Annotated in this window: 29 protein-coding genes and 1 tRNA gene; 26 read left to right on the top strand and 4 right to left on the bottom strand. The window is 65.9% G+C overall.

Annotated features, from left to right (window positions below; genetic code table 11):
- Nucleotides 1-28 precede the first annotated feature (28 nt).
- The 10 genes from ACO07K_RS18140 (at nucleotide 29) to ACO07K_RS18095 (ending at nucleotide 9,807) form a co-directional block, all read left to right on the top strand.
- On the top strand, nucleotides 29-1,159 hold the full coding sequence (locus tag ACO07K_RS18140; RefSeq protein ID WP_422030239.1) for an efflux RND transporter periplasmic adaptor subunit: 1,131 nt from the start codon (nucleotides 29-31) through the stop codon (nucleotides 1,157-1,159).
- Nucleotides 1,160-1,181: 22 nt separating this feature from the next.
- Nucleotides 1,182-4,277 carry an efflux RND transporter permease subunit gene (locus ACO07K_RS18135; RefSeq protein WP_422030237.1) on the top strand — a complete coding sequence of 1,032 codons (3,096 nt, stop codon included), beginning with the start codon at nucleotides 1,182-1,184 and terminating at the stop codon, nucleotides 4,275-4,277.
- A gap of 75 nt (nucleotides 4,278-4,352) precedes the next feature.
- Nucleotides 4,353-4,529 (top strand): hypothetical protein, encoded by a 177-nt coding sequence (locus tag ACO07K_RS18130; RefSeq protein WP_298314357.1) that lies wholly within the window; start codon nucleotides 4,353-4,355, stop codon nucleotides 4,527-4,529.
- Between the two features lie 32 nt (nucleotides 4,530-4,561).
- Nucleotides 4,562-5,116, top strand: a complete 555-nt coding sequence (dcd, locus tag ACO07K_RS18125) for a dCTP deaminase (RefSeq protein ID WP_304846178.1) — start codon at nucleotides 4,562-4,564, stop codon at nucleotides 5,114-5,116.
- Nucleotides 5,117-5,128: 12 nt separating this feature from the next.
- Nucleotides 5,129-6,412: a UDP-N-acetylglucosamine 1-carboxyvinyltransferase gene (murA, locus tag ACO07K_RS18120; protein ID WP_422030235.1), complete on the top strand. Its 1,284-nt coding sequence runs from the start codon at nucleotides 5,129-5,131 to the stop codon at nucleotides 6,410-6,412.
- 4 nt (nucleotides 6,413-6,416) lie between these two features.
- Entirely contained in the window at nucleotides 6,417-6,842 is a 426-nt protein-coding gene (locus ACO07K_RS18115; RefSeq protein ID WP_422030233.1) for a DUF2948 family protein, read from the top strand.
- Between the two features lie 48 nt (nucleotides 6,843-6,890).
- A complete protein-coding gene (hisG, locus tag ACO07K_RS18110) occupies nucleotides 6,891-7,571 on the top strand; it encodes an ATP phosphoribosyltransferase (protein WP_422030231.1) in 681 nt (226 codons plus the stop codon).
- Entirely contained in the window at nucleotides 7,561-8,859 is a 1,299-nt protein-coding gene (gene hisD / locus ACO07K_RS18105; protein ID WP_422030229.1) for a histidinol dehydrogenase, read from the top strand. The genes hisG and hisD overlap by 11 nt, the downstream gene beginning before the upstream one ends.
- A gap of 2 nt (nucleotides 8,860-8,861) precedes the next feature.
- Nucleotides 8,862-9,350, top strand: a complete 489-nt coding sequence (locus ACO07K_RS18100) for a UPF0262 family protein (protein WP_422030227.1) — start codon at nucleotides 8,862-8,864, stop codon at nucleotides 9,348-9,350.
- A gap of 13 nt (nucleotides 9,351-9,363) precedes the next feature.
- Entirely contained in the window at nucleotides 9,364-9,807 is a 444-nt protein-coding gene (locus tag ACO07K_RS18095; RefSeq protein ID WP_422030225.1) for a low molecular weight phosphatase family protein, read from the top strand.
- Between the two features lie 10 nt (nucleotides 9,808-9,817).
- Here the strand turns inward: ACO07K_RS18095 and ACO07K_RS18090 are convergent, their stop codons facing one another.
- From ACO07K_RS18090 to ACO07K_RS18080, 3 genes are all read right to left on the bottom strand, one after another.
- Nucleotides 9,818-10,132: a hypothetical protein gene (locus ACO07K_RS18090; RefSeq protein WP_295137451.1), complete on the bottom strand. Its 315-nt coding sequence runs from the start codon at nucleotides 10,130-10,132 to the stop codon at nucleotides 9,818-9,820.
- A gap of 150 nt (nucleotides 10,133-10,282) precedes the next feature.
- Nucleotides 10,283-10,867, bottom strand: a complete 585-nt coding sequence (locus ACO07K_RS18085) for a hypothetical protein (RefSeq protein ID WP_422030223.1) — start codon at nucleotides 10,865-10,867, stop codon at nucleotides 10,283-10,285.
- 17 nt (nucleotides 10,868-10,884) lie between these two features.
- The gene (locus tag ACO07K_RS18080) at nucleotides 10,885-11,661 is read right to left on the bottom strand and encodes a hypothetical protein (RefSeq protein ID WP_422011441.1); all 777 of its coding nucleotides are present in this window, start codon (nucleotides 11,659-11,661) and stop codon (nucleotides 10,885-10,887) included.
- 173 nt (nucleotides 11,662-11,834) lie between these two features.
- On the opposite strand from ACO07K_RS18080, the gene infA reads away from it, so the two are divergent.
- The 16 genes from infA to ACO07K_RS18000 all read left to right on the top strand — a co-directional run bounded on the left by infA (nucleotide 11,835) and on the right by ACO07K_RS18000 (nucleotide 23,757).
- A complete protein-coding gene (infA, locus tag ACO07K_RS18075) occupies nucleotides 11,835-12,053 on the top strand; it encodes a translation initiation factor IF-1 (protein WP_422030221.1) in 219 nt (72 codons plus the stop codon).
- A 3-nt stretch (nucleotides 12,054-12,056) separates the two neighbouring features.
- Entirely contained in the window at nucleotides 12,057-12,638 is a 582-nt protein-coding gene (locus ACO07K_RS18070) for a Maf family protein (RefSeq protein ID WP_422030219.1), read from the top strand.
- Nucleotides 12,635-13,819 carry a ribonuclease E/G gene (locus ACO07K_RS18065; RefSeq protein ID WP_422030217.1) on the top strand — a complete coding sequence of 395 codons (1,185 nt, stop codon included), beginning with the start codon at nucleotides 12,635-12,637 and terminating at the stop codon, nucleotides 13,817-13,819. The genes ACO07K_RS18070 and ACO07K_RS18065 overlap by 4 nt, the downstream gene beginning before the upstream one ends.
- Nucleotides 13,812-14,036, top strand: coding sequence for a DNA gyrase inhibitor YacG (locus tag ACO07K_RS18060; RefSeq protein WP_422030215.1), 225 nt, complete (start codon nucleotides 13,812-13,814; stop codon nucleotides 14,034-14,036). The genes ACO07K_RS18065 and ACO07K_RS18060 overlap by 8 nt, the downstream gene beginning before the upstream one ends.
- A gap of 35 nt (nucleotides 14,037-14,071) precedes the next feature.
- Nucleotides 14,072-14,147 (top strand) — tRNA-Phe (locus tag ACO07K_RS18055).
- Between the two features lie 135 nt (nucleotides 14,148-14,282).
- A complete protein-coding gene (locus ACO07K_RS18050) occupies nucleotides 14,283-14,849 on the top strand; it encodes a hypothetical protein (protein WP_422030213.1) in 567 nt (188 codons plus the stop codon).
- 177 nt (nucleotides 14,850-15,026) lie between these two features.
- A complete protein-coding gene (locus ACO07K_RS18045) occupies nucleotides 15,027-15,464 on the top strand; it encodes a DoxX family protein (protein ID WP_422030211.1) in 438 nt (145 codons plus the stop codon).
- Between the two features lie 157 nt (nucleotides 15,465-15,621).
- The gene (locus ACO07K_RS18040; RefSeq protein ID WP_422030209.1) at nucleotides 15,622-16,308 is read left to right on the top strand and encodes a TetR/AcrR family transcriptional regulator; all 687 of its coding nucleotides are present in this window, start codon (nucleotides 15,622-15,624) and stop codon (nucleotides 16,306-16,308) included.
- 106 nt (nucleotides 16,309-16,414) lie between these two features.
- Complete coding sequence (locus tag ACO07K_RS18035; RefSeq protein ID WP_422030207.1) at nucleotides 16,415-17,653, top strand: branched-chain amino acid ABC transporter substrate-binding protein; 1,239 nt, start codon at nucleotides 16,415-16,417, stop codon at nucleotides 17,651-17,653.
- A 67-nt stretch (nucleotides 17,654-17,720) separates the two neighbouring features.
- Nucleotides 17,721-18,668: a branched-chain amino acid ABC transporter permease gene (locus ACO07K_RS18030; RefSeq protein WP_422030205.1), complete on the top strand. Its 948-nt coding sequence runs from the start codon at nucleotides 17,721-17,723 to the stop codon at nucleotides 18,666-18,668.
- The gene (locus ACO07K_RS18025; protein ID WP_422030203.1) at nucleotides 18,665-19,942 is read left to right on the top strand and encodes a branched-chain amino acid ABC transporter permease; all 1,278 of its coding nucleotides are present in this window, start codon (nucleotides 18,665-18,667) and stop codon (nucleotides 19,940-19,942) included. Before ACO07K_RS18030 ends, ACO07K_RS18025 begins: the two co-directional genes overlap by 4 nt.
- Nucleotides 19,939-20,691 carry an ABC transporter ATP-binding protein gene (locus ACO07K_RS18020; RefSeq protein ID WP_422030201.1) on the top strand — a complete coding sequence of 251 codons (753 nt, stop codon included), beginning with the start codon at nucleotides 19,939-19,941 and terminating at the stop codon, nucleotides 20,689-20,691. The genes ACO07K_RS18025 and ACO07K_RS18020 overlap by 4 nt, the downstream gene beginning before the upstream one ends.
- A 13-nt stretch (nucleotides 20,692-20,704) precedes the next feature.
- Nucleotides 20,705-21,400, top strand: coding sequence for an ABC transporter ATP-binding protein (locus tag ACO07K_RS18015; RefSeq protein WP_422036674.1), 696 nt, complete (start codon nucleotides 20,705-20,707; stop codon nucleotides 21,398-21,400).
- A 130-nt stretch (nucleotides 21,401-21,530) separates the two neighbouring features.
- The gene (locus tag ACO07K_RS18010; RefSeq protein WP_422030199.1) at nucleotides 21,531-21,794 is read left to right on the top strand and encodes a hypothetical protein; all 264 of its coding nucleotides are present in this window, start codon (nucleotides 21,531-21,533) and stop codon (nucleotides 21,792-21,794) included.
- Nucleotides 21,795-21,980: 186 nt separating this feature from the next.
- Nucleotides 21,981-22,181: a cold-shock protein gene (locus ACO07K_RS18005; RefSeq protein WP_298314319.1), complete on the top strand. Its 201-nt coding sequence runs from the start codon at nucleotides 21,981-21,983 to the stop codon at nucleotides 22,179-22,181.
- Nucleotides 22,182-22,353: 172 nt separating this feature from the next.
- Nucleotides 22,354-23,757 (top strand): hypothetical protein, encoded by a 1,404-nt coding sequence (locus ACO07K_RS18000; RefSeq protein WP_422030197.1) that lies wholly within the window; start codon nucleotides 22,354-22,356, stop codon nucleotides 23,755-23,757.
- A 26-nt stretch (nucleotides 23,758-23,783) separates the two neighbouring features.
- Here the strand turns inward: ACO07K_RS18000 and ACO07K_RS17995 are convergent, their stop codons facing one another.
- Nucleotides 23,784-24,758, bottom strand: coding sequence for an SDR family oxidoreductase (locus ACO07K_RS17995; RefSeq protein ID WP_422030195.1), 975 nt, complete (start codon nucleotides 24,756-24,758; stop codon nucleotides 23,784-23,786).
- Nucleotide 24,759 lies beyond the last annotated feature (1 nt).

Below are 24,759 nucleotides of genomic sequence, written 5' to 3'. Positions count from 1 at the left end.
TCATCCTGATCAGCTCAAGAGGCATACGATGATCAAGCGAATGCTCATCATGCTCATTCTCGTCGGCGTGGTGCTCGGCGGGTTGTTCGGCTTCAAGACCTTCGTCAACGGAAAGATCAAGGAAGCCATGGCGGGGATGGCCAATACGCCCCAGACCGTCTCCGCCACCAAGGCGGAGACGAGCGACTGGCAACCGAAGATCGATGCGGTCGGCACGTTACGCGCCGTGCGCGGGGCCGAGCTGTCGCTTGAAGTGGCTGGCGTCGTCGAGACCATCACCTTCCAGTCGGGCGACGAGGTGAAGGCCGGGCAGGTGCTCCTGACTCTTCGCAAGGAAGACGAGGAAGCCCGGCTTCAGTCGCTCGAGGCGACGGCGTCCCTCTCGCAGATCACCTACGACCGCGACCTGAAGCAACTCAAGGCACAGGCGATCAGCCAGGCAGTCGTCGACAGCGACGAAGCCAATCTGCGCAACGCCCGCGCGCAGGTCGCCGTCCAGAAGGCGATCCTCGACAAGAAGACGCTGCGGGCGCCGTTCGACGGCAAGCTCGGCCTGCGCCAGGTCGATCTCGGCCAGTTCCTGGCCGCCGGCACCATGATCGCCACCCTGCAGTCGATGGATCCCATTTTCGTCGACTTCCTGCTGCCACAGCAGGCCGTGGCGCAGATCGCGGTCGGCGACAAGGTGAGGGCGAAGATCGACGCCTTCCCCGGCCGCACCTTCGAAGGCAAGATCACCGCCATCAATCCTAAGATCGAGACGGGCAGCCGCAACGTTCAGGTGCGCGCCACCCTGCCGAACGCGGACCAGAAGTTGATGCCCGGCATGTTCGCCGCGGTCGAGCTGGACACCGGCGCGGCGCAGCGCCTGGTGACGCTGCCGCAGACCGCGGTGAGCTACAATCCCTACGGCTCGCTGGTCTACATCGTCGACGACAAGGGCAAGGGCACCGATGCCAAGCCGGAGCTCACCGCCCGCCAGGTCTTCGTTACGACAGGCGCTACGCGTGGCGACCAGGTGGCGATCCTGAAGGGCGTTTCCGAGGGCGACACGGTCGTCACCTCCGGCCAGATCAAGCTGCGCAACGGCGTGCCGGTGGTGGTCGACAACCGCGCCGTACCCACGAACGACGCCGCGCCGAAGATCGTCGATAAATAGTCAGCCTGCAGGACATCGTCCCATGAAGTTCACCGATATCTTCATCCGCCGCCCTGTACTGGCGAGCGTGGTCAGCCTGCTGATCCTGGTCGTCGGCCTGCGCGCCATCAGCGCCCTGCCGGTGCTGCAGTATCCGCGCACCGAGAACGCCGTCGTCACGATCACGACGACCTACTACGGCGCCGATCCCGACGTGATCGCGGGCTTCATCACGACGCCGCTCGAGCAGGCAATCGCCCAGGCCAACGGCATCGACTACATGACCTCGACCAGCCAGAGCGGCGTCAGCACCATCACGGTCTACCTGCGGCTCAACTACGATTCGAGCAAGGCGCTGACGGAGATCAACACCAAGGTGAGCTCGGTGCTGAACCGACTGCCCACCGGGACGCAGCAGCCGGTGCTGACGGTGAAGGTCGGCCAGACGATCGACGCGATGTATATCGGCTTCAACAGCAAGGAGCTGGCGCCGAACCAGATCACCGATTACCTGGTGCGCGTCGTGCAGCCCAGGCTGCAGGCGGTCGAGGGCGTGCAGACGGCTGAATTGCTGGGCGCCAAGAACTTCGCGTTGCGCGCCTGGCTCGACCCGCAGAAGCTCGCCGCCTACGGCCTGACCGCGGCCGACGTCGGGCTGGCATTGACGGCGAACGACTATATCGCGGGCCTCGGCACGACCAAGGGGCAGATGGTGCAGGTCACCCTCAAGGCTTCGACCGCGCTGACCTCGCTCAATGAGTTCCGCAACCTGGTGCTGAAACAGGACAAGGGGGCAATCGTCCGCCTCAGCGACGTCGCCAACGTGACGCTGGGGTCCGACGACTACGAATCGGAAGTGAGCTTCGACGGCCAGAAGGCGGTCTATATCGGCATCCAGGTCGCGCCGGCCGCCAACCTGCTCGACGTGATCAAGGGCGTGAAGGATGTCTTTCCGTCGATCCAGGCGCAGCTCCCGCAGGGGCTGAACGGGCAGATCATCTACGACTCGACGGAGTTCGTTAACAGCTCGATCGAGGAGGTGATCCACACCCTGCTCGAGGCGCTGGTGATCGTGACCCTCGTGGTCTTCGCCTTTCTGGGATCGGTGCGGTCGGTGATCATTCCGGTGATCGCCATCCCGCTGTCGCTGATCGGCACCTTTGCCATGATGGCGGCCTTCGGCTTCTCCATCAATCTGCTGACCCTGCTCGCGCTGGTGCTGGCGATCGGCCTGGTGGTCGACGACGCCATCATCGTGGTCGAGAATGTGAACCGCCATCTCGAGGAAGGGCAGAAGCCCGTCCCGGCCGCCATCCAGGCGGCGCGTGAGCTGGGCGGGCCGATCATCGCCATGACCGTGGTGCTGATCGCCGTCTATGTCCCGATCGGGTTCCAGAGCGGCCTGACGGGCGCGCTGTTCACCGAGTTCGCCTTCACCCTGGTGGGGGCCGTCACCATCTCGGCGGTGGTGGCGCTGACCCTCTCGCCCATGATGTGTTCGCGGATGCTGAGGCCGCACGGTCACGACGACCGCAGCCTGGAAGCCCGCATGATCCGCGGCATCGACAACGTGTTCGACCGGCTGCGGCGCGGCTACGCCCGCTGGCTGACGGGCAGCCTGAACTACCTGCCGGTGACGGCGACCTTCGCCGTGCTGGTGCTTGGCAGCATCTACTTCCTCTATTCGGCCACCAGCAGCGAGCTGGCGCCGCAAGAGGACCAGGGCATCATCATCGGCTTCGCGACCTCGGCGCCCAATTCGACCATCGACCAGCGCCAGATCTATTCGCGCGAGGTCTACAAGATCGGTGCCAGCCATCCGGAAACGGATCACGTCTTCCAACTCGACGTGCCCGGCCAGTCGATCGCTGGCTACGTGCTGAAGCCGTGGGACAAGCGCACGATGACCTCCAACCAGCTCCAGCCGATCGTGCAGCAAGAGCTGGCGGGCATCGCCGGCGCGCAGGTCGTGGCCTTCCAGCCGCCGCCGCTGCCCGGCTCGACCGGCCTGCCGATCCAGTTCGTGATCAACACGACGGGCGGCTTCGAGGCGCTGAACGACGTGGCGCAGAAGTTCCTGCAGGAAGCGCTCGCCACCGGCCGGTTCATCTTCCTCAACACCGACCTCAAGATCGATGCGCCCCAGGCCACGGTCGTGATCGATCGCGACAAGGCCTCTGCGCTCGGCCTGCAGATGAGCGACATCGGCGGCGCCCTGGGCTCGATGCTGGGCGGCGGTTACGTCAACTACTTCGCGCTCGACGGCCGCTCCTACAAGGTGATCCCGCAGGTCCAGCAGTCCTCGCGGCAGAACATCGACCAGATCCTCGACTACCACATCAAGGCCGGCGACGGCACGACGGTGCCGCTGTCGACCGTGGCGTCGATTACCACCAAGGCGATCCCGCAGTCGCTCAACCACTTCCAGCAGCTCAACAGCGCCACCATTCAGGGCGTCGCCTTCCCGGGCGTGTCGCAGGCCGAGGCGCTGCAGACGTTGAAGGAGTTGGCACAGCGTACGCTGCCCCAGGGCTATTCGATCGACTATGGCGGCGCGTCGCGCCAGTACGTGCAGGAGAGCGGCGGCTTCATCGTCACCTTCGGCTTCGCGCTGATCATCATCTACCTGTCGCTCGCGGCGCTGTTCGAGAGCTTCCGCGATCCGCTGATCATCCTGTTCTCGGTCCCGATGTCGATCGCGGGCGCGCTCATCTTCCTGATGGCGCTGAGCACGGTGGGCATGCCGGGGGCGACTCTGAACATCTACACCCAGGTCGGCCTCGTCACCCTGATGGGCCTGATCAGCAAGCACGGCATCCTGATCGTCGAGGTCGCCAACGAGCTGCAGGAAGCCGGCAAGTCGCGGCGCGAGGCCATCCAGGAGGCCGCCGCCATCCGTCTGCGGCCGATCCTGATGACCACGGCGGCGATGGTGCTGGGTGTCGTGCCGCTGATCGTGGCCACCGGCGCCGGCGCCCTGTCGCGCTTCTCGATGGGCCTGGTGATCGCCAGCGGCCTGACGGTGGGCACGTTGTTCACCCTGTTCGTGGTGCCGGCCGTCTACGTGATGTTGGCGGCGGACCACTCGAAGAAGCGCGGTGCGGGCGAGCCTGTCGAGGCCCCGGCGGCGGGCGACTGATCGCCGGATCGGACGGTGCCGGGGGCGGCACACGGGACTGCCCCGGCCGCCCCGCAATGGTGTATCCTTCCCCGGATGACCGCCCCCTCGAAGCAGGTCCCGGAGAAGGACGAACGCGCAGACCGGCTCGCCGCCGCGCTGCGCGAGAACCTGAAGCGGCGCAAGGCGCAGGCGCGCGCCAAGGGGGAGGTCCCGAAACCGACGGGTCCGGGACAGGGCATTGATCCGGCCGCAGGCAAGACCGGCGGTTGAGCCGCCCCCCTCCCTCGTTTAGAAGCGCCCCAATGAGCATTCTCTCGGACCGCTGGATTCGCCGCATGGCGCAGGAGAAGGGCATGATCGAGCCTTTCGTCGACGCCCAGAAGCGCGAAGGCGTCATCTCCTACGGCCTGTCGTCCTACGGCTACGACGCCCGTGTCGGTACCGACTTCAAGATCTTCACCAACGTCAATTCGTCGGTGGTCGACCCCAAGAACTTCGACCAGCAGAGCTTCGTCGACCGCAATACCGAAGTCTGCATCATCCCGCCCAATTCGTTCGCGCTGGCCCGGACGGTCGAGTATTTCCGCATTCCCCGTGACGTTCTGGTGATCTGCGTCGGCAAGTCGACCTATGCGCGGTGCGGCATCATCGTCAACGTGACGCCGCTCGAGCCGGAGTGGGAGGGGCATGTGACGCTGGAATTCTCCAACACCACGCCGCTGCCCGCGAAGATCTACGCCAACGAGGGTGCCTGCCAGTTCCTCTTCCTTCAGGGCAACGAGCCCTGCGAGGTTTCCTATCGCGACAAGGCCGGCAAGTATCAGGGGCAGCGCGGCGTCACCCTGCCGAAAATCTGAGCGGAGGCGACCATGGACAGAATTCGCATCAGGGGCGGCCGCCAGCTCAAGGGCCAGATCCGCATTTCCGGCGCCAAGAACGCGGCCCTGCCGCTGATGGTGGCATCGATGCTGAGCGACCAGCCGCTCACTCTCCACAACGTGCCGCGCCTGGCCGACATCACCACCATGATGCAGCTGCTGCGCCAGCACGGGGTGGAGATCGATGCCACCGCCGGCGAGAACGGCCACAGCCACGGCACGACGATGGTGCTGAAGGCGTCGAAAATCATCTCGACCACGGCGCCCTACGACATCGTGCGCAAGATGCGCGCCTCCATGCTGGTTCTGGGCGTGCTGCTGGCGCGCGAGGGACAGGCCAGGGTCTCGCTGCCGGGCGGCTGCGCCATCGGCGCCCGTCCCGTGGACCTGCATATCGCCGGCCTGCGGGCGATGGGCGCCGACATCGACATCGACGGCGGCTACATGGTCGCGCGGGCGCCCAAGGGCCTGAGGGGCGCGCGCTACACCTTCCCGAAAGTGTCGGTCGGCGCCACGGAAAACCTGATGATCGCGGCGGCCCTCGCCAAGGGCACCACCGTGCTCGACAATGCCGCACGCGAGCCGGAGATCGCCAATTTGGCCGAATGCCTGTCGGCCATGGGCGTGCCGGTGGGCGGCATCGGCACGGAGACGCTCACCATCGAGGGTGTGACGTCGTTCAAGCCGATCCAACATGCCGTCATCCCCGATCGCATCGAAACCGGCACCTATGCGATGGCCGTCGCGATGACGGCAGGCGACGTCGAGCTGATCGGCGGCCGGGTCGACCTGATCGACACCGTGGCGGCCAGCCTGCGTGCGGCCGGCGTCACCCTCGAGGACACCGAGAACGGCATGCGCGTGCACCGGACCAACGGAGCCCTGCACGGCGTCGACGTGATGACCGAGCCGTTCCCGGGCTTCCCGACCGATCTCCAGGCCCAGATGATGGCGCTGATGACGCGGGCCGAGGGCGCCTCGATGATCACGGAGACGATCTTCGAGAGCCGCTTCATGCACGTGCCGGAGCTGGCGCGGATGGGCGCCAACGTCACCATCCACCATCAATCTGCCCTGGTGCGGGGCGTGCCGAAGCTGCGGGGCGCCGAGGTCATGGCCACCGACCTGCGGGCCTCGGTGTCGCTGGCGATCGCGGCCCTGTCGGCCGAGGGCGACACGATGCTGCATCGCGTCTACCATCTCGACCGCGGTTTCGAGCGGCTGGAAGAGAAGCTCAGCGCCTGCGGTGCCGACATCGAGCGGCTGAAGGGCTAGGCGCATGACGGCCAAGCTGAGACTGTCCGCGCTCGACGCCGACGACCTGGCGATCGTTTCCGCCGCCGTTCAGGACGCGCTGGTGGCGGTCCGCGACTGTGCCTATCTGAAAGAGGAGGGCCGGTTCGTCCTGCTGCTGAACCGGTTCCGGTGGGAGGCCGATCCGGGTCAGGAGATTGGCCACACCCGGACCCATTCCGCCCTCGTTTTCAACGAGGTCACGGCCGTGCGGCACCATGACATTCCCACGGCCGAGCCCGACCGGATGCTGGAATTGCTCGCAGTGGTGCTGGAGAACGACCATTCAGTCCTGCTGCGCTTTTCGGCCGGACGGGCCATACGGCTGGAAATCGGCCGGCTCGCATGCCATTTGGGGGATGTCGGTGAGCCTTGGCCCACCCCCTGGAAGCCCGCCCACCCGGTCGAATAGCCTTTCCGGCTCCGATCAGGGGCGGGCATTCGTTACTGGAGACAGGTCGTGTCGAGCGACGCTAACGAGAAACTCATCCTGGCGCTGCCCAAGGGTCGCATCCTCAAGGAGGCCGGCCCCGTCTTTGCGGCTGCCGGTATCGTGCCGGAGGCGGCCTTCGCCGATCCCGATGCCCGCCAGCTCCGCTTCGCGACCAACCACCCCGACCTCGACATCATCCGGGTTCGGTCTTTCGACGTGGCGACCTTCGTGGCCTTCGGCGCCGCCCATCTCGGGATCGCCGGGGCCGACGTGCTGATGGAGTTCGACTATCCGGAGATCTATGCCCCGATCGATCTCGGCATCGGCAAGTGCCGCCTGGCCGTCGCCGAGCCGGTCGAGATGGCGGGCAAGGACGATCCGCGGCGCTGGAGCCACGTCCGCATCGCCACCAAGTATCCCGAGGTGACGCGCAAGCACTTTGCGGCGCGTGGCGTGCAGGCTGAGTGCGTCAAGCTCTCGGGCGCGATGGAACTCGCGCCGTCGCTCGGCCTCAGCCACCGGATCGTCGATCTCGTCGATTCCGGCCGCACGCTCAAGGAGAACGGGCTGGTCGAAATCGAGCACATCGCCGACATCACCTCGCGCTTCATCGTCAATCGCGCCGCGCTCAAGACGCGGCCCCAGCGGGTCGGCCACTGGATCGACCGCTTCCGCGAAGTCGCGCTCGGTGTGCCCCGTGCCGCTTAGGCTCGACGCTTCGGCGCCGGGTTTCGAAAAGGAATTTTCGGCCTTCCTTGGGCGCAATCGGGATACCGACGAGAATGTCGACCGCGTGGTCGCCGGCATCGTGGCCGACGTGCGTGCCCGCGGCGACGCGGCCGTCGTCGACTATACCGCGAAATTCGACTGGGCCGGCATCACGGCGGCCAACATGCGTATCTCCGAGGCCGAGCGCGACGCGGCGGCGGCTCAGGTGCCGGCGGTGCAGCGCGAGGCACTCGCCTTCGCCGCCCGGCGCATTGAGGTCTTCCACCGGGAACTCATGCCGAAGGATGTCGACTTCACCGACGCGACAGGGACGCGTCTGGGCGCGCGCTATCGCCCGGTCGATGCGGCGGGCGTCTACGTTCCGGGCGGCACGGCGGCCTACCCGTCCTCGGTGCTGATGAACATCGTGCCGGCAAAGGTCGCGGGCGTGGGCCGCATCGTGATGGTGGTGCCGACGCCGGGCGGCACGCTCAATCCTCTGGTCATGCTGGCGGCCGAAATCGCCGGCGCCGACGAGATCTGGCGCATCGGTGGCGCGCAGGCCGTGGCGGCCCTGGCCTACGGCACGGAATCGATCAGGCCGGTCGACAAGATCACCGGGCCGGGCAACGCCTATGTCGCGGCCGCCAAGCGCCGCGTGTTCGGCCAGGTCGGCATCGACCTCATCGCCGGCCCCTCCGAGATCCTCGTGGTCGCCGACCGGCACAACGACCCGCGGTGGATCGCGGCCGACCTCCTGTCGCAGGCCGAACACGACCCGTCGTCGCAGTCAGTGCTGATCGCCGACGATGCGGCCTTTGCCGACGCCGTCATGCGCGCCGTCGAGGCCGAGTTGAAGACGCTTGCCCGTGCCGATATCGCCGCGGCGAGCTGGCGCGACAATGGCGCCGTGATCCTGGTGCCGGACTTCTCGGCCGCGCCGCCCATCGTCGACGCGATCGCCGCCGAGCATGTCGAACTGGCGATGGAGATGGCGGAGGCTGAGGCGCTGTCGCAGAAGATCCGTCATGCCGGCGCGATCTTCCTCGGCCGCCACACGCCCGAGGCGATCGGCGACTATGTCGCCGGCACCAACCATGTGCTGCCGACCTCGCGCGCCGCGCGTTTCTCCGGCGGGCTGGGCGTTTCCGATTTCCTGAAGCGGACGTCGCTGGTCGCCTGTACGCCGCAGTCGCTGGCGGCCCTCGGCCCGTCCGCGGTGGCGCTCGCCGACGCCGAGGGGCTCGGCGCTCACGGCCGTTCGGTTTCGCTCCGACTGGGCCGCTAACCATGCCGGCCGGGACGACTGACAGGACGCGGCGCATCGTCGATGTGGTGCTGGACGAGGAATCGGTCGCCCGCCGCACGCCGGAAGTCGAGCACGAACGGGCCGTGGCGCTGTTCGACCTGATCGAGGAGAACGACTTCCATCTGGTCGGCAGCCAGCCCGGCCCCTACCGGTTGCGCATCGGCATTTTCGAGCAGCGGCTGGTATTCGACGTACGCAACGAGGCCGACGAGAAGCTGCGCGACATCGTTTTGTCGCTGACCCCGTTCCGCAAGGTCGTGAAGGACTACTTCCTCGTCTGCGAGAGCTACTACGCCGCCATCAAGAAGCTCGGTCCGGCGCAGATCGAGGCGCTCGACATGGGCCGGCGGGGCTTGCACGACGAGGGGTCGGACCTGCTGCGCGAGCGGCTCGACGGCAAGATCGAGGTCGACCATGACACGGCCCGGCGTCTTTTCACGCTGATCTGCGCCCTGCACATCAAATCGTGAGCAGGCAGGGGCGATGATCGGACTGCCGTCCAGCCTGCTCTTCGCCTGCAGCGAGAATTCCGTCCGGTCGCCGATGGCCGAGGCGCTGGCCAAGCGGCTCTACGGCCAAAGGGTCTATATCGATTCGGTGGGCGTGCGCGCGAGCGAGGTCGACGGGTTCGCGGTCGCCGCGCTCGACGAGATCGACATCGACGTCCACCGCCACCACGCCAAGACCTTCGATGACGTGGATGCCGCGTCGTTCGAGTTGATCGTCACGCTGTCGCCGGAAGCGCATCACAGCGCGCTGGAGTTCACGCGGGGGACGGCGACGGAGGTCGAGTATTGGCCGATGCCCGATCCCAGCGCGGTCGAGGGATCGCGGGAGATGCGGCTCGATGCCTACCGTCATACCCGCGATCAGGTTCTGGCCAGACTGAAGGCGCGCTTCGGGATACCGATCACGCCCTCGGTCTGACCGTCCCGGCCTAACGCTGGGTGACGTGGCCCGCCGGGTCGAGCGTGATCAGGTAGTAGGTATCGCCCTTGAGGGCTTGGCCCTCCCAGCTGCCATCCTTGTTGCGCAGCAGCATGGTGACGCCGTTATAGCCCGCATCGTGGATCTGCTGCCGCGCGATGGCGCCTTCGGCGGTCGGCGTCCAGTTAGGCGCCGTCGTGGGCGTGAAGATCCTGTTGGGTTCCGTACCGGGTTCGCGACCGGTGGGCATGCCTTGCGCCTGGACTGCATTCGTCGCAAGGACCGCGGCGCCGACCAGTGAAAATGCAAGCAATGTCCGGTTCATGATGTCTCTCCTCAGGTGCGAAGCGCTGCCACACTGGAGCGCCTTCGCCCGGGATCATTTCCGAACCGGATTGTGGATCGATTGTGGCGGGGGCGCGCACGCGCCTGCAGGCGAGCTTCCTGCCGTGCATGAGCGCTTGTAAGGACGGTGTCAGCGCGTGCTTTCGGAACCCGCGTACCAGGCCGCGCGATGCGAACTGTGACGCGGCACCGGCAGTTTGATCAGGTCCATGAAGACCGAGGCGCCGCCGTCGGCACCCGCGAGGTCGCCCTCGAGCACATCGACCTCGAAGGTCAGCTTGTCGCCTTCGAGCTTCGGCGACTTCAGCGTGACGACGGCATCCACGACGCTGCCCTTCGCCTTGTTCAACACCGAGACCGTGGCATTGGGCGGATCCTTGGCGAAGGAGTTCGGCGCCTTCGCCGTCCATTCCTCGAGCACATGCGCGAGCATCGCATGTCCCGCCGAGCGCACCGGGCGGTCGGCGAACACGATGACGCTGGGCGCGATGCCGTCGAGGATCAGTCTGTTGTCCTGCAGCTTGGCGCCGCGGGCGTTCAGCACGAACATCGAGGGGATGAGGCGCGGATGGCGCGCCGCACCGACCACCTTCGGCAGGCCCTGGACCGAGGAATTGGCCGGCGTGGCCGGCTGGGTCTGCGCAGCGGCGCCGAAGGCGAGGCCGAGCGTGGCGGCGGCGGTCGCGAAAGCGACGGAGAGTCGGAGGGAGTGCATGATGGTCACCGTGCGGCTCAGTAGCAGGGCAGGAGGGGCGGCTTGCCGCAGGACGGCGCGTTGTAGCGCTGCTGGTAGCGCGGATCGATGTCGGGCGGCGGAGGAGCGCCGGCGCCGCCATTGGTCCCACTGCCGCCGTTCCACTGCCGGTTGACGGGCTCCGTCGGAGAGGGGTTCGACCAGCCGCTGAAGGTGCTGGTGCCGTCCGGATCGCCGATCGCCGGCGTCTCGCCGCCGGTCGTCTGGCTCTGGCCGTAATACTGGGCACCATGCGAGCCGATGCCGAACCAGACCGTGTCGATGAATACCGAGGCGGGGCCATCGGCGGCGCCCAGGCTGCCCTCCAGCACATCGACGTCGAAAGTGAGCTTCTCGCCCTCGAGCTTGGCGGTCTTCAGGGTCACCACGAGGTCCGACACGTTGCCGCCATCCTTGTGGAAGACGGAGACCGTGGCGTTCGGCGGATCCTTGGCGAAGCTGCCGGTGCGCCAGATGTCGGCCATGTCGGGCGTCACCATGTGACCGACCGAGCGCTTCGGCCGGCTGGTGAACAGGGTCGCCGTGGGCAATACGCCATCGAGGACCAGCTTTTGCCCGTCGAGTTTCGCGCCCCGGGCATTGATCACGATCAGCGCCGTCGAATACTGGCGCGCGGCAGGCTTGCCGATCGTCTTCTGGGCCGGATGGGTGATGGCGTTCGGTGGTGCGGCGGGAGCCGGCGACGCCTGGGCGAATGCGAGCGCCGGCGTCAGGAGCAGGGCGGCCACGAGGCCCGACATGCACGTTGAGTTCATCTTTTGCTGGTCCTTCTTCCCCGGGCGTCCGCAGCCGCGCCCTGTATAAGGGACCCAGGCTTCGGTGAGAAGGCCGGCCATCCCGGCTGCTGCCCGCGCCGCCATTGACTTACCCCCTCCTGCGGCCCATTTTCCGGCCGCTTTCCCAGAAATTCACCCCAGCCGGAGGCCGGATGGCCAAAGAAGACTTGATCGAATTTACGGGCGTCGTGGCCGAGTTGCTGCCCAATGCGATGTTTCGGGTGAAGCTCGACAACGACCACGTCATTCTCGCCCACACGTCGGGCAAGATGCGCAAGAACCGCATCCGCGTTCTGGCAGGCGACCGCGTCACCGTCGAGATGACGCCCTATGACCTGTCCAAGGGCCGCATCACCTTCCGCTTCAAGTAGGCGTTGCGCGCCTCGACGATCCCCCCGCTCGTACTGGCCTCCGCGTCTCCGCGACGGCTCGACCTGCTGCGACAGGTCGGATACGAGCCCGCAAAGATCGACCCTGCCGACATCGACGAGACGCCCCGGACGGGCGAGTTGCCGCGCGCCTATGCCTTGCGCATGGCGGAAGCGAAACTCGCGGTCGTGCAGCAGCGCCATGCCGGCGCCCTCGTGCTGGCGGCCGACAGTGTCGTGGTCTGCGGTCGCCGCATCCTGCCCAAGGCGGAACGCGAAGCCGAGGCGCGACTGTGCCTCTCCAAACTCTCCGGCCGCCGCCATCGCGTGCTGGGCGGCGTCGCCGTGGCCGGTGCCGATGGCCGGGTACGGACGCGCCTGGTCGAGACCATCGTGCGCTTCAAGCGCCTCGAGGCGGCCGAGATCGATGACTATCTGGCGAGCGGGGAATGGCAAGGCAAGGCGGGCGGCTACGCCATCCAGGGCCGGGCCGCCGCCTTCGTCGCGTCCCTGTCGGGCTCCTACAGCAACGTCGTCGGGCTGCCGCTCTTCGAAACCGTGGCGCTCCTGAAGGCCTCCCTGCCATGAGTCGTGTCGATCGGCTCGTCTGCCATGTGCTTCCTCAGGCGTTCCTGATGGCGCTGGTGACGGAGGGCCGCCTGTTGGAGCTTCAGGTGGTCCGCCGCGACAAGCCTTCGAGGGTCGAGAGTATCTTCCTCGGCCGTCTGGAAAGGGTGATGCCCGATCTCGATGCCGCCTTCGTCGATATCGGCATCGACCGCGCCGGCTTCCTGCGGGCGGAGGACCTGTCGGGTGTCGATGGCTGGCCGCCGCTCGGCGCACCGGTCCTCGTGCAGGTGCGCAACGACGGCGAGGGCGACAAGGGGCCGCGCCTGTCGATGAACATCGCCATCAGCGGCCGCTATCTCGTCTATCACCCCAACGGCGCCGGCGTGACCTTCTCCCGCCGCATCGAGGGGGAGTCCGAGCGCGATCGGCTGCGCGCGCATGTCGAGGGCCTGCTCGAGGGTGGAATCGTGCTGCGCACCGCCGCCGGGGGCGCCATGGCCGATGTCCTGCAGGCCGACGCCACGCGCGTGCTCGAACGCTGGGAGAAGATCCGGCGCCTGGCTCTCGACGTCGAGCCGCCGGCCGACCTGTCGGCGCGCATCCCGGGCGAGCGCGATCCGGTCGCCCGGGCGTTGCGCGATCACGGCGCGGACCTCGAGGAGGTGATCCTCGACGACCGGGCGATGGCGCGCACGCTGCAGGACAAGATGGACCGGCTGGGCGAGAAGATCCGCGTCCGCTGGCACAACGGCACGATGCCGGCCTTCGACATCGACGACGTGGCGGGCCAGATCGACACCGCGCTGGCGCCGCGGATCGCCCTGCAGAGCGGGGTCGAGGTGTTGTTCGAACCAGGCGAGACGTTGTGCGCCGTGGACGTCGACAGTGCCGGCGCGGGTGGCCGCCAGGGCCGCGCGCCGCGCCGGCCCGTCGACGTCAACCTGGAGGCGGCGCCGGCGATCGCCCAGCAGCTCAGGCTGCGCAACCTCGCGGGGGCCGTGGTGATCGATTTCGTCAACATGCGCAGCGCCTACGACCGCGACAAGGTCCAGGCGCTGCTGGCCGAACACCTGGCAAGCGACCCGGTGCCCACCCAGATCTACGGCTTCACCCGGCTCGGCCTGTTCGAGTTGACCCGCGCCCGGCGCGGTCCGACCCTGGCGGCCCAGCTCGAAGCGCTGGAAAAGATCGATGACTGACCGATCCCCGCCGCTGCGCGCCGTGCGCATCGAACCGAAATGCCCGACCTGCGGAAAACCCGCGGACCCCAAATACAAGCCGTTCTGCCGCAAGCGCTGTGCCGACATCGATCTCGGCCGCTGGCTGAAGGAAGGCTATCGCGTGCCGACCGACGAGGCGCCCGGCGAGGAAGACCTCGACGAGAGGACCGGCGGTGCATCTGGACAGCGGGGCTAGCCCGTCCTATAAGCCCGGCCGCCAACGAAGGACGTGCCCAGGTAGCTCAGTTGGTAGAGCATGCGACTGAAAATCGCAGTGTCGGTGGTTCGACTCCGCCCCTGGGCACCATTCTCCCCCCATCTCGACGGACCGGCGGCCCGCAACAAGCGCCGTGAATGAGCTCCGTGAGCGGCCGGAACGTATGGCCGGCGGCCCGCGTCTGGCCCTTCATCTCTGCGTCATCAAGGCAGGCGATGACGCGGGATGCAGTTTATCAAGACCGGCTTTTTCGTGCTGCTCTCGGTGGATGTGGGACTCTACCTGCGCTTCGGCACGGCAAACGAGGCGCTCGAACAGGTCGCCTGGCTTATCCTGCTCGCGACTTTCTTCTATGACTCCCTGGACCTCGATCTGGCCTATGCGTCGCGCTTCGAGCAGTTCGGGATTCACGCCGCCCAGACCGTTGGCTACGGCCTCGCGGTGTATACGTGCTGGGGCTACTGGACGGAAGGCGACACGTCGAGCTTCGTCAATTCGGCCGCCTGGCTGGCGATCTGTGCGCTGCTCGCCTACGACGTCTATGCGCCGGGCGAGTATGGCGGCCTCGAATGGCGGGCGCGCAATGTGGCGAAGGCGGTGCTGTATGCCGTCGTGGTCGGCCTGGTCGGGCTGTGGGGCTGGCAAGGCGTTACCCAGGATGACGCCGACAGCCTGGTCAGTGCTTACGACGCCGCGCTCTGGATCGGCTGCTTCGCGATCGTCGAACTCCGCGTCTTCGATTTTGAGATGAGGGAAGAGACGGAGCTGCTGCAGCACACGACCGAGTCCTGATCGCTTCGGCCGTGTCGCTCCGCTGGTTGCCGATGCGGCGAACGGACGTTGATCCTCGCGGCCTCGCCGCTGCTGCAGCGCTCTTGCTCCCGCTCCGCCTGGCATTGGCGGTGGAACGCGAATGCACTACCAATTCGCCTGGGCCTTCCAGCGATGCCCCTTCAGGAGGCGAATGAGATGACGCGGCCGCTCGACAAGGACCTCCTGGTTCTCCTGTGCCGCATCCTCATGTCGGCCTGCATGATCCGGTACGGTGCCGCCAAGCTTATCGATATCGATCTTTTCGTGAATCATGTGACCACCCGGCGGTTCATGGAACTGGTGGCCGGCGGCGCGCCCGCTCCTCTGTGGTTCGCCTACGCCAACGCCATCTTCCAGACGGCGGCGGGGATGTGCGTTCTGATCGGCTTCCAGGTTCGAGTGGCTGCGGGACTGCTTGTCGTCTGGCTGGCCGTACTCACCCTTGTGGGGCATCCGTTTTGGAGGCTTTCGGGCGGCGACGCCCTTCTGAACGAGTCGCTGTTCTATCGGAACCTGGGCCTGATGGCGGCCTTTCTGCTGATCGTTGCGCACGGGGCCGGCCGTTGGGCCGTCGACGCGATCGACCGCAAATAGCAATGCGCATCTGGCATTCCGAGGGACCCCTGAATCCACCGATTACCGATAGAAGCGCAGCACCTCTATAATCGCGGGGTTGGTGCCCGCATGCCCTCCGGGCTTGAGCCGGAAGCGTCCACGCAGCGTTCGTCCTGACCGATCGAGAGGCCTCAGTTTGTCTACAGCAGTAAAACAGCGGCGCAGGAGCTCGGCGAAGGCGGAGCAGCGCGCCGAGACGATCGACCAGATCCTCGACACCGCGGAGTATCTCTTCTCGAAGCACGGATTCTACGGCGTTACGCTCAAGGACGTCGCCAACAGCGTCGGCGTCCACCACACGCTGATCAACTACTACTTCGAGGACAAGAAGAAGCTGTTCGAGGACGTGTTCTCGCGACGGGCCGTGGTGACGAGCGAGCGGCGCATGAAGGCGCTCGACGACTATGAGAAAAAGGTCGGTGATTCGCCGACGGTGGAAGGTGCGTTGCGGGCCTTCCTGGACACCGACCTCGATCTCTACACCGGGGGCGGCGAAGGCTGGCGCAACTACGGCGCGTTGGGCGCCCAGGTGGCGAGCACGCCGGAATGGGGCGCCCGCATGATGGACGAGCACTTCGACCCAGTGGTGCTGCGTCTGATCGGCCTGCTCAAGAAGGCGCTGCCGGAGTGCGCGGAGGCGGACATCTTCTGGGGCTACCACTTCGTGACCGGCGCGCTGATGCTCACGCTCGCCAAGACCGGCCGCATCGACAAACTGTCGGGTGGGCTTTGCCGGTCGGACGACTACGCCGCCGTGAAGGAGCGCATGGCGACCTTCATGGCTGCCGGTTTCCTGTCGGTCTGTTCACGTCGAAAAGGCTAGCCGAGCGACGAGGGGAGCAGGTCGCACTTGCGTCGCGTTCGTTAATTCACTAGTGAGTGAATGAATAAATAGAACAAAAAACAACCACTAGGGAAGGAACGAGACCATGCGTGTACGCAACGGGATTTCCATTCTTCTTGGCTTGGTGCTGGCAGTGGCCGGCATGGGCGCGGCCTCGGCGCAGCAGACGATCAAGGTCGCCTATACCGATCCGCTCTCAGGTCCTTTCGCCCAGGTGGGCGACGCCAACCTGAAGCAGATGCAGTACATCATCGATTTCATCAACGCGAAGGGCGGCGCGCTCGGCAAGAAGTTCGAGCTCGTCCCGTTCGACAACAAGTCGCAGCCGTCGGATGCACTGATCGCGCTGAAGAGCGCGACCGACCAGAACATGCCGTTCATCATGCAGTGCAGCGGGTCGAACATCGCCGCCGCCCTGATCGACGGCGTGAACAAGCACAACGATCGCAATCCCGATAACCGCATCATCTACCTGAACTGCGGTGCGGTGGCGCCCGAGCTGACCAACGAGCAGTGCAGCTTCTGGCACTTCCGCTTCGACCTGCATGCCGCGATGAAGGCGGAGGTGATGGTCCGCGCCCTGCCCAAGGACACGACCAAGGTCTATCTCATCAACCAGGACTACCTGTTCGGCCAGTCCGTGCAGCGCGAGCTCAAGACCTATCTCGCCAAGCTCCGGCCGGACGTGCAGATCGTCGGTGACGAGCTGATCCCGCTCGGCAAGATCAAGGACTTCTCGCCCTACATCACCAAGATCAAGGCGTCCGGCGCCCAGGCGCTGATGACGGGCAACTGGGGGCCCGACATGAACCTGCTGATCAAGGCCGGTATCGATGCCGGTGCCGACCTGCGCTACTACACGTTCTATGCCCATCTGGCCGGTGGTCCGACGGCGATCGGCGCCGGCGGAGAGAACCGGGTCCTGTCGGTGATGCCGTTCAGCGAAAACGTCTCGGTCGAGACCGGCAACAAGGACGCCGAGGCCTTCACCAAGGGCTTCCGCGACAAGCACAAGTTCGACTTCACGTCGGCCGGCTTCCGCACGATCTTCGAGTATCTCCAGGCGGCCGTGAACAAGGCGGGGGCGCTGGATGCAACCAAGATCGCCTATGCGCTGGAAGGCATGTCGATCCGCGACTTCCTCGGCTTCGAGACCACGATGCGCAAGGCCGACCATCAGCTCATCGGCGAGTACTTCGTGGGCACCTTCAAGAAGGGCGTGAAGTACGATGCCGAGGGCACCGGCCTCGGCTGGGCGACCGAGGCGACGATCCTCGCCAAGGACATCGACCAGCCCAACAGCTGCAAGATGAAGCGTCCCTAGTCTCTGAACCCGGATGCCCGCTTTCCGATGGGAGAGCGGGCATCGCCCTTCGCGGCGGACAGGTTCGATGGAAGTTTTCGTCGTCTCCCTCCTCAACGGCCTCGTCTACGGCATGCTGTTGTTCATGCTGGCGAGCGGGCTCACGCTCATCTTCAGCATGATGGGCGTGCTCAACTTCGCCCATGCCAGCGTCTACATGCTGGGGGCCTATTTCGCCTACACGATCAGCCTCTATGCAGGCTTCTGGCCGGCCCTCATCCTGGCGCCGCTTCTGTGCGGCCTGATCGGCGCCGCCATCGAGATGTGGGGGCTGCGGCGGGTCCATCGCCACGGCCATGTCGCCGAGCTGCTGCTGACCTTCGGCCTCGCCCTGATCATCGAAAAGGTCGTGCAGATGACCTGGGGCCTGCTGCCGGTCCCCTACCGGATTCCCGAGCTGCTCGATTTCCCGCTGTTCCGCATCTACGGCACGCAGTTTCCGGCGTACCGTGCCTTCATGCTGCTGATCTCGGCGCTGATGTTCGGCGCGATCTGGCTCGGCCTCAGGCGCACGCGCGTGGGCCTCGTGATCCAGGCGGCTCTGACGCATCCGGAGATGGCGTCGGCCCTGGGCCACAACGTGCCGCGCATCTTCACCCTCGTCTTCGCCGCCGGCACGGCGCTGGCGGGGCTGGCCGGCGTCATCGGCGGCAACTATCAGGTCACCGAGCCGGCGATGGCCTTCACCATGGGGCCGATCGTCTTCGTCGTCGTGGTCTTCGGCGGCCTCGGTTCACTGACCGGCTGCTTCATCGCCTCGATTTTCATGGGGCTCATCCAGACCTTTGCCGTGGTCTTCGACGTGTCGCTGGCCGATCTGCTGGCGAAGTTCGGCATCGCCGTCACCGCCAGTACGCCGTTCGCGGAAGTGCTCAACGTGACGCTGCCGCGGATCGGGGCGCTGCTGCCCTTCCTGCTGATGGTGCTGATCCTCGTGTTTCGCCCGCGCGGCCTGATGGGGACGCGCGACACATGACCCTGCTTCGCCGCAACTGGCCCTGGCTCGTGGCCCTTGCCGTCCTGCTGGCGTTTCCCTTCCTCTTCTATGACTGGACGAGGGGGCGCCATTCCGGATTCGCGCTGACCTTGATGAGCGAGATCGGCGTGATGGCGATCTTCGCGCTGTCCTACAACATGCTGCTGGGACAGGCCGGGCTTCTCTCGTTCGGCCATGCCGTGCTGTTCGGCCTGGGCGCCTATTGCGCGGCTCACACCGTGAATCTGGTCAAGGCGGGGACGATCTGGTTGCCGACCGAGCTGGTGCCCCTGGCGGGTGGACTGGGTGGGCTGTTCTTCGGCTTCGTCCTGGGCTGGCTCGTGACCAAGCAGCGCGCCACCGCCTTCGCCATGATCACCCTGGGTCTGGGCGAGCTCGTTTCCGCGGCCGCCCTGATGTTCATGGGCTTCTTCGGCGGGGAGGGCGGCATCACGATCGATCGTGTGATGGACACCAGTCTGCTGGGCGTGCGCTACACGTCGCCCTGGCAGGTCTACTGCCTCGTCCTCGGCTGGGCCTTCGTGGCTGCCGTCCTGATGAGGCTGCAAATGCAGACGCCGCTCGGCCGGATGGCGAACGCCACGCGCGACAATTTCGAGCGCGCGCAGTTCGTCGGCTACGACCCGCGGCGGGTGCGATGGATGCAGTTCACCTTGGCGGGCTTCTTCGCCGGGATCGGCGGCGGCCTCTACGTGCTGATCTACGAAATCGTCACCTTCGACACCGTTTCGGCGGTCAAGTCGGCCAATGCCCTGCTGGCGGTCTATATCGGCGGTGCAGGGGCCTTCTTCGGCCCCGTGCTCGGCACCATCGTGGTGGTGCTGCTGCAGAGCGGCGTCAGCCTGCTCAGCAACGCCTGGCTGCTCTATGTCGGCGTCCTGTTCATCGTCATGGTCATGTACGCCCCGGTCGGGCTCGCCGGGCTGATCGGCATGCATGCACCGCTCTGGCGGACGGGTCGGCTGCGTGAGCTGACGTTGCCCTATCTGCGCGCCCTGCCGCCGGCCTTGATGCTCTTCCTGGGATTCGTGCTGCTGGTCGAACTCACCTCCTTCACCACGATTGGCGCCGCGCAGGGCAAGCGGTTCGCGATCGGCGGCCAGACAATCGACACCACGTCACCGCTGCCCTGGGGCATTGCAGTCGTGGCCCTGGGAGTGGGCGCGTTCTGGCTGCGCAGAGAGGCGCACGCCTTCCGCCTTCGGTGGGATGCCTTGATGGAAGACGCCAAGCGGCAGGCAGGGGCCCCGTGAGCGGTCCGGCCATCGAATTGCGGGACGTCCGCAAGAGTTTCGGCGCCGCAGAGATCATCCGCGGCGTCAATCTCAGCATCGCCCGGGGCGAGCGGCACGCCATCATCGGCCCGAACGGCGCCGGCAAGACGACGCTCTTCAACCTCATCTCCGGACGTTTCCCGATCAGTTCAGGCAGCATTACCGTCAACGGCAAGTCAACCAAGGGCCTTGCTCCGCAGGAGATCAACCGGCTCGGCCTGTCGCGGAGTTTCCAGATCACCTCGATCTTCCCGCGCATGACGGTGTTCGAGAACATTCGCTGCGGCCTGCTGTGGTCGCGTGGCTATCGCTACTCCTTCTGGCACCTGCTGGGCGGCCAGAAGGCGCTGAACGCCGAGGCGGACCGGCTGCTCGACCGGCTGAACCTTGGCGACCGGCGCAACGAGCAGGCGGGCCTGCTCTCGTATGCCGAGCAAAGGGCGCTGGAGATCGGCATCACCATCGCGGGCGGCGCCGACATCATCCTGCTCGACGAGCCCACCGCCGGCATGAGTCATAGCGAGACCGACGCCGCCGTTGCCCTGATCCGCGGCGTGTCGGAGGGCAAGACCCTGCTCATGGTCGAGCACGACATGAGCGTGGTGTTCGGCCTGGCCGACCGCATCACCGTGCTGGTCTATGGCGAGGTCATCGCCTCGGACACGCCGGCCGCCATCCGCGGCAACGCCGCCGTGCAGGAGGCCTACCTTGGGACGATCGCGGCATGAGAGCACCGGCATGATGCTCGAGGTGCGTGACCTTCATGCCCTGTACGGCAAGAGCCACATCCTGCAGGGCGTCGACCTCGCGGTCGACGAAGGCGAGATCGTGAGCCTGCTGGGCCGCAACGGCGTCGGCCGTTCGACGACCTGCAAGGCGATCATGGGGCTGGTGCCGCCGGTCGGGCAGATCAGCTTCAAGGGCCGGCCGATCGCTGGTCTTCGGCCCGACCAGATCGCTCATGCCGGTGTGGGCTACGTCCCCGAGGACCGGCAGGTGTTTCCCGGGCTCACGGTGAAGCAGAACCTCGAACTCGGCCTGAAGCGCGCCGGTGTCTTCGGACGCTGGACTTTCGATGATGTCTTCTCGCTGTTCCCCAATCTCGGCAACCGACAGGACAATCCGGCCGGCGTGCTGTCGGGCGGCGAGCAGCAGATGCTCACCATGTGCCGCACCCTGATGGGCGATCCCGATCTCGTGATCATCGACGAGCCGACCGAAGGGTTGGCGCCCAAGCTGGTCGAACAGGTCGGCCAACTGCTCGATGAGATCGCGCGACGCGGTACGGCGATCCTCCTGGTCGAACAAAAGCTCACCATCGCGCTCAAGATCTCCCATCGCCTTTACGTGATGGGTCACGGCCGGATCGTCTTCAACGGCTCTCCCGCCGAACTTCAGGCCAATACGGCGATCCGGAAGGAGTGGCTGGAGGTTTGAAGGTTCTCGCCAGCTCCTTTCGCATGGCGAAGACGCCAGGATTGGGCTATTCTTGGTTGAGATGATAATGTGTATTGCGCCGTACAGCTGAGCTGGCATTGGCAGACTGTTTGGAGTGAGCGTTCGTTCGATGACGCGACCGACCCTTTTGACTGTCCTTTTTGTCTGTCTTGCTTGCAGTGTCGCAGCACAAACTGACGACGCCGCCTATTGCAGGAAGCTGAGTGAATACGCGACCCGATATATGGGTGACGCAGCCTTCAATGGTGGAACGCGGCCCGATTTCGACATTATGGAAGGCACCGCCAAGTGCAACAAGGGCGACACCGCTGGCGGTATTGCGATCCTTGAGAAGAAGATTCGCAGCAAGGGGTTCACGCCGCCGCCGCGGTGACATCGGATCGCAGCGCAACATTACGCTGCATCGCATGAGGCCACTCCGGGAACACAAAAAGGCACTTTCAAGGCAACTCTCGATTGTCCTGCTGTTGCCGTGGACAGGCGATGGCCAGACAGGGTGAAATATTGCTATCGTAACGACGGCACAGATTTCGCGCCGGAAATTAAGGATACTTACCAAATGGCTTCAGGTACCGTTAAGTGGTTCAACGCCACCAAAGGATTCGGATTTATCCAGCCCGATTCGGGCGGCAAGGATGTCTTCGTCCATATCAGCGCGGTCGAGCGTGCCGGGCTCAACGGCCTGAACGAAGGTCAGAAGATCAGCTACGAGGTTCAGGTCGAGCGCGGCAAGGAAGCCGCGGTGAACCTCAAGGCCTAAGCACGATTCTCGTGGGCGCGGGTGGCTCCTTGAACGCTTGCATCACCGGCACCTGAGAAACGAAAGAAACCATTGCGCGCTCGTTGATCGAGGAGCGCGATGCTAACGGATAAGGCTCCACTCGCCGGCATTGCGGTGAGTGGAGCCTTTTCTCGTTGGGCTCGGTGGAATCGTGCAAGCGTTGGCCCGTGTTGCGAGTGGAGACTGGACTGTCGGCAGGCTGCCGACATGGTTTGCCACGCAGCGTGCCCGGCGTGGGGCGCAAGAAGCTGCGCGCAAGACGATCACGCGCGCCCTGCTGGCCCTTCTTGTACTGACGCTCCTCTGCATCGCACCGGTTCCCGGGACGGGGGAGTCGCGGGCGGCGACGATCGTGTCGATGGCGGCCTCCGCCCCGGCGACCCTGTTCTCCAGAACCAGCGCGGTCGAGAGTCCGAGGTTGCGTCTGACGGGCATGATCGAGCCCGGCGACGCGGAGAGGCTGCGCGACCTGCTGGACAAGCTCAAGGAGGCGGTGCCGCCGGGGCCCGGAATGCCGCTGGCGACGATCGAGTTGAGCAGCCTGGGCGGCGATCTGTCCGAGGGGGTCCGGATCGGTGAGCTGCTGAGGAGTTACAGGGTCGTCGCTGTCGTCCGCAAGCAGGACCTCTGCCTTTCGGCCTGCGCCCTCGCTCTTCTGGGCGGAAACACCGTCCGCACCGGCGCGGCCTATCCCTTCGATTGCAACGTCGAGGTCGGTGGCAAGGTCGCCTTCCATAACTTCTTCCTGGATCGCAGCCATCTTCGACGTCTGACGTCCGACGATCCGATCGCGAGCCGTCTTCAGGGTTTCGCCGATGGGCGTAGCGGCGCCGCCATGCTGATCAAATATGCCGCCGACTTGGGGCTGCCGCCGGCCTTCGCCGCGAACCTGATGGCAAGGCCGGTCGAGGAGTTTCAGTATGTCGAGACGATCGGCGAGTTCCTGGCGCTCAATCTCTGCCCGATCGGCCTAGAGCGGCCGCGGCTGCCGCTGTCGCATCAGGCCGCAAACGTCTGCAACAACTCCCTGGCGCACCCGGTAGCGTTGTCCGCCATCATCGTGGGCCAGATCGAGCCGCCTCGAGTCGGGCGGTACATGCTGGAGCGCGTGCAGGAGGGGCTGAATGCCGCTCGGGCACGCGGCAAGCTCGCCGACCAACTCGCAACCTGGTCGGTCATGAGATCCCGGGACGAGATCGAAAAACTCTACGACGATCTCCGGGCGGCGGGCGTTGCGCTGCCAGAGATCGTGGGACCGACCTTCGAGGTCGCCGTCAACGAAGCAGGACGTATCCGCGCCGCCTGCTACGTCAGCCTGTCTTCGGCCGATCCGGATCGATACGAGGTCGTCCTGCAGGGGCCGCGCGGGCTTGCCGAGGCGGTCCGCAAGCCGCCCGCCAATGCGCGTCGCCTGTTTCTCTACGATCGTCAGGCCGTAGCCAATCGCCGCCCGCCATCGGATAGTCGGGAACGCGTCGCGGTCGACATCGAGGATCGGCAAACCTCACCGCTTGGCTCCCATCAGCTGCCCACACGCGACGCATTGCAGCGGTAGGCCGGCCGGGGCAAGGCGTGACTTTGTCAGCGGCCGCCGACGACCCAGCCCGTTTCCGTCGCAAAGGCCTCGAAGAACTCCGTCTCGTAGGCCCGTTCCGGCGTCTCACGCACGAGGCTGTCGATGCGCTCGGCATCGATCCCCACCAGGATGCGCCAGCGTTCGTTGCGCACACCATCCAGGATGATCGTCGCCGCTTCGGCCGCCGTCGTCGGCGCTTCCTCGAGGAAGCGCCGTGCGCGCTCCGCGATCATCCGCCGGACGTCGTCGTCCGAGAGTGTGGTGGCATCGATGCCCATCGAAGCGATGCGGGCCCGTGCGAGCCCTACCTCGTGCGCCGTGATCTCGTCGGTCTGATTGCCGCTCTGCAGCTTCCGCGAGTTGGCGACGATCGAGGTACCGATATGGCCGGGCATCACCACCGAGCACTTGATGTGCGGGGCATTGAGGCGCAGGTCGGTGATCAGCGCCTCGGTGAAGCCCTTCACGGCGAACTTGGCGGCGGCATAGGCGGTCTGCGGGATGTTCGGGGCGATATAGGCCCAAAAGCCGTTGACGCTCGACGTATTGACGATATGGCCGGCGTCGGCGCGCAGCAGCATGGGCATGAACGCCCGCGTACACAGATAGACGCCGCCCCAGCAGATGTTGAACGTGCGCTCCCATTCGTCGCGGGCGTTGACGAGGAAGCTGCCACCGCCACCGATGCCGGCATTGTTGAACAGGAGGTGGATGCGATCGGTCTCGTGCTGCTCGGCCAGTTCGTCGCGGAAGCGCACCACCTGCGGCTCGTCGGCCACGTCTGCGACATGCGTGGTGATGCGCTGGCCCTGGCTGAGCCCGGCCGCCTCGCAGAGCCGCCTGGTCTCGGCCATCGCGCCGGCGGACACGTCACCCAGCGCGATGCTGCAGCCCTCGGCCGCGAGTTGCCGCGCCAGCTCGCGACCCATGCCGGTGCCGCCGCCGGTAATGACGGCGATCCTGCCTGCGAAATCCTTCATG

The sequence above is a fragment of the Reyranella sp. genome (assembly GCF_965228225.1).
GTDB lineage: Bacteria > Pseudomonadota > Alphaproteobacteria > Reyranellales > Reyranellaceae > Reyranella.
This window is presented reverse-complemented; position numbering and strand designations above follow the sequence as displayed.

Excerpts from the sequence above, each read along its gene's own strand:
- ACO07K_RS18050 (WP_422030213.1), top strand. The coding sequence starts at position 14,283 with ATGCAGTTTATCAAGACCGGCTTTTTCGTGCTGCTCTCGGTGGATGTG.
- ACO07K_RS18130 (WP_298314357.1), top strand. The coding sequence starts at position 4,353 with ATGACCGCCCCCTCGAAGCAGGTCCCGGAGAAGGACGAACGCGCAGAC.
- ACO07K_RS18015 (WP_422036674.1), top strand. The coding sequence starts at position 20,705 with ATGCTCGAGGTGCGTGACCTTCATGCCCTGTACGGCAAGAGCCACATC.
- ACO07K_RS18115 (WP_422030233.1), top strand. The coding sequence starts at position 6,417 with ATGACGGCCAAGCTGAGACTGTCCGCGCTCGACGCCGACGACCTGGCG.
- ACO07K_RS18135 (WP_422030237.1), top strand. The coding sequence starts at position 1,182 with ATGAAGTTCACCGATATCTTCATCCGCCGCCCTGTACTGGCGAGCGTG.
- ACO07K_RS18045 (WP_422030211.1), top strand. The coding sequence starts at position 15,027 with ATGACGCGGCCGCTCGACAAGGACCTCCTGGTTCTCCTGTGCCGCATC.
- ACO07K_RS18095 (WP_422030225.1), top strand. The coding sequence starts at position 9,364 with ATGATCGGACTGCCGTCCAGCCTGCTCTTCGCCTGCAGCGAGAATTCC.
- ACO07K_RS18090 (WP_295137451.1), bottom strand. The coding sequence starts at position 10,132 with ATGAACCGGACATTGCTTGCATTTTCACTGGTCGGCGCCGCGGTCCTT.
- ACO07K_RS18060 (WP_422030215.1), top strand. The coding sequence starts at position 13,812 with ATGACTGACCGATCCCCGCCGCTGCGCGCCGTGCGCATCGAACCGAAA.
- ACO07K_RS18100 (WP_422030227.1), top strand. The coding sequence starts at position 8,862 with ATGCCGGCCGGGACGACTGACAGGACGCGGCGCATCGTCGATGTGGTG.
- ACO07K_RS18085 (WP_422030223.1), bottom strand. The coding sequence starts at position 10,867 with ATGCACTCCCTCCGACTCTCCGTCGCTTTCGCGACCGCCGCCGCCACG.
- ACO07K_RS18035 (WP_422030207.1), top strand. The coding sequence starts at position 16,415 with ATGCGTGTACGCAACGGGATTTCCATTCTTCTTGGCTTGGTGCTGGCA.
- ACO07K_RS18080 (WP_422011441.1), bottom strand. The coding sequence starts at position 11,661 with ATGAACTCAACGTGCATGTCGGGCCTCGTGGCCGCCCTGCTCCTGACG.
- ACO07K_RS18140 (WP_422030239.1), top strand. The coding sequence starts at position 29 with ATGATCAAGCGAATGCTCATCATGCTCATTCTCGTCGGCGTGGTGCTC.
- ACO07K_RS18065 (WP_422030217.1), top strand. The coding sequence starts at position 12,635 with ATGAGTCGTGTCGATCGGCTCGTCTGCCATGTGCTTCCTCAGGCGTTC.
- murA (WP_422030235.1), top strand. The coding sequence starts at position 5,129 with ATGGACAGAATTCGCATCAGGGGCGGCCGCCAGCTCAAGGGCCAGATC.
- ACO07K_RS17995 (WP_422030195.1), bottom strand. The coding sequence starts at position 24,758 with ATGAAGGATTTCGCAGGCAGGATCGCCGTCATTACCGGCGGCGGCACC.
- dcd (WP_304846178.1), top strand. The coding sequence starts at position 4,562 with ATGAGCATTCTCTCGGACCGCTGGATTCGCCGCATGGCGCAGGAGAAG.
- ACO07K_RS18005 (WP_298314319.1), top strand. The coding sequence starts at position 21,981 with ATGGCTTCAGGTACCGTTAAGTGGTTCAACGCCACCAAAGGATTCGGA.
- ACO07K_RS18010 (WP_422030199.1), top strand. The coding sequence starts at position 21,531 with ATGACGCGACCGACCCTTTTGACTGTCCTTTTTGTCTGTCTTGCTTGC.
- infA (WP_422030221.1), top strand. The coding sequence starts at position 11,835 with ATGGCCAAAGAAGACTTGATCGAATTTACGGGCGTCGTGGCCGAGTTG.
- ACO07K_RS18030 (WP_422030205.1), top strand. The coding sequence starts at position 17,721 with ATGGAAGTTTTCGTCGTCTCCCTCCTCAACGGCCTCGTCTACGGCATG.
- ACO07K_RS18025 (WP_422030203.1), top strand. The coding sequence starts at position 18,665 with ATGACCCTGCTTCGCCGCAACTGGCCCTGGCTCGTGGCCCTTGCCGTC.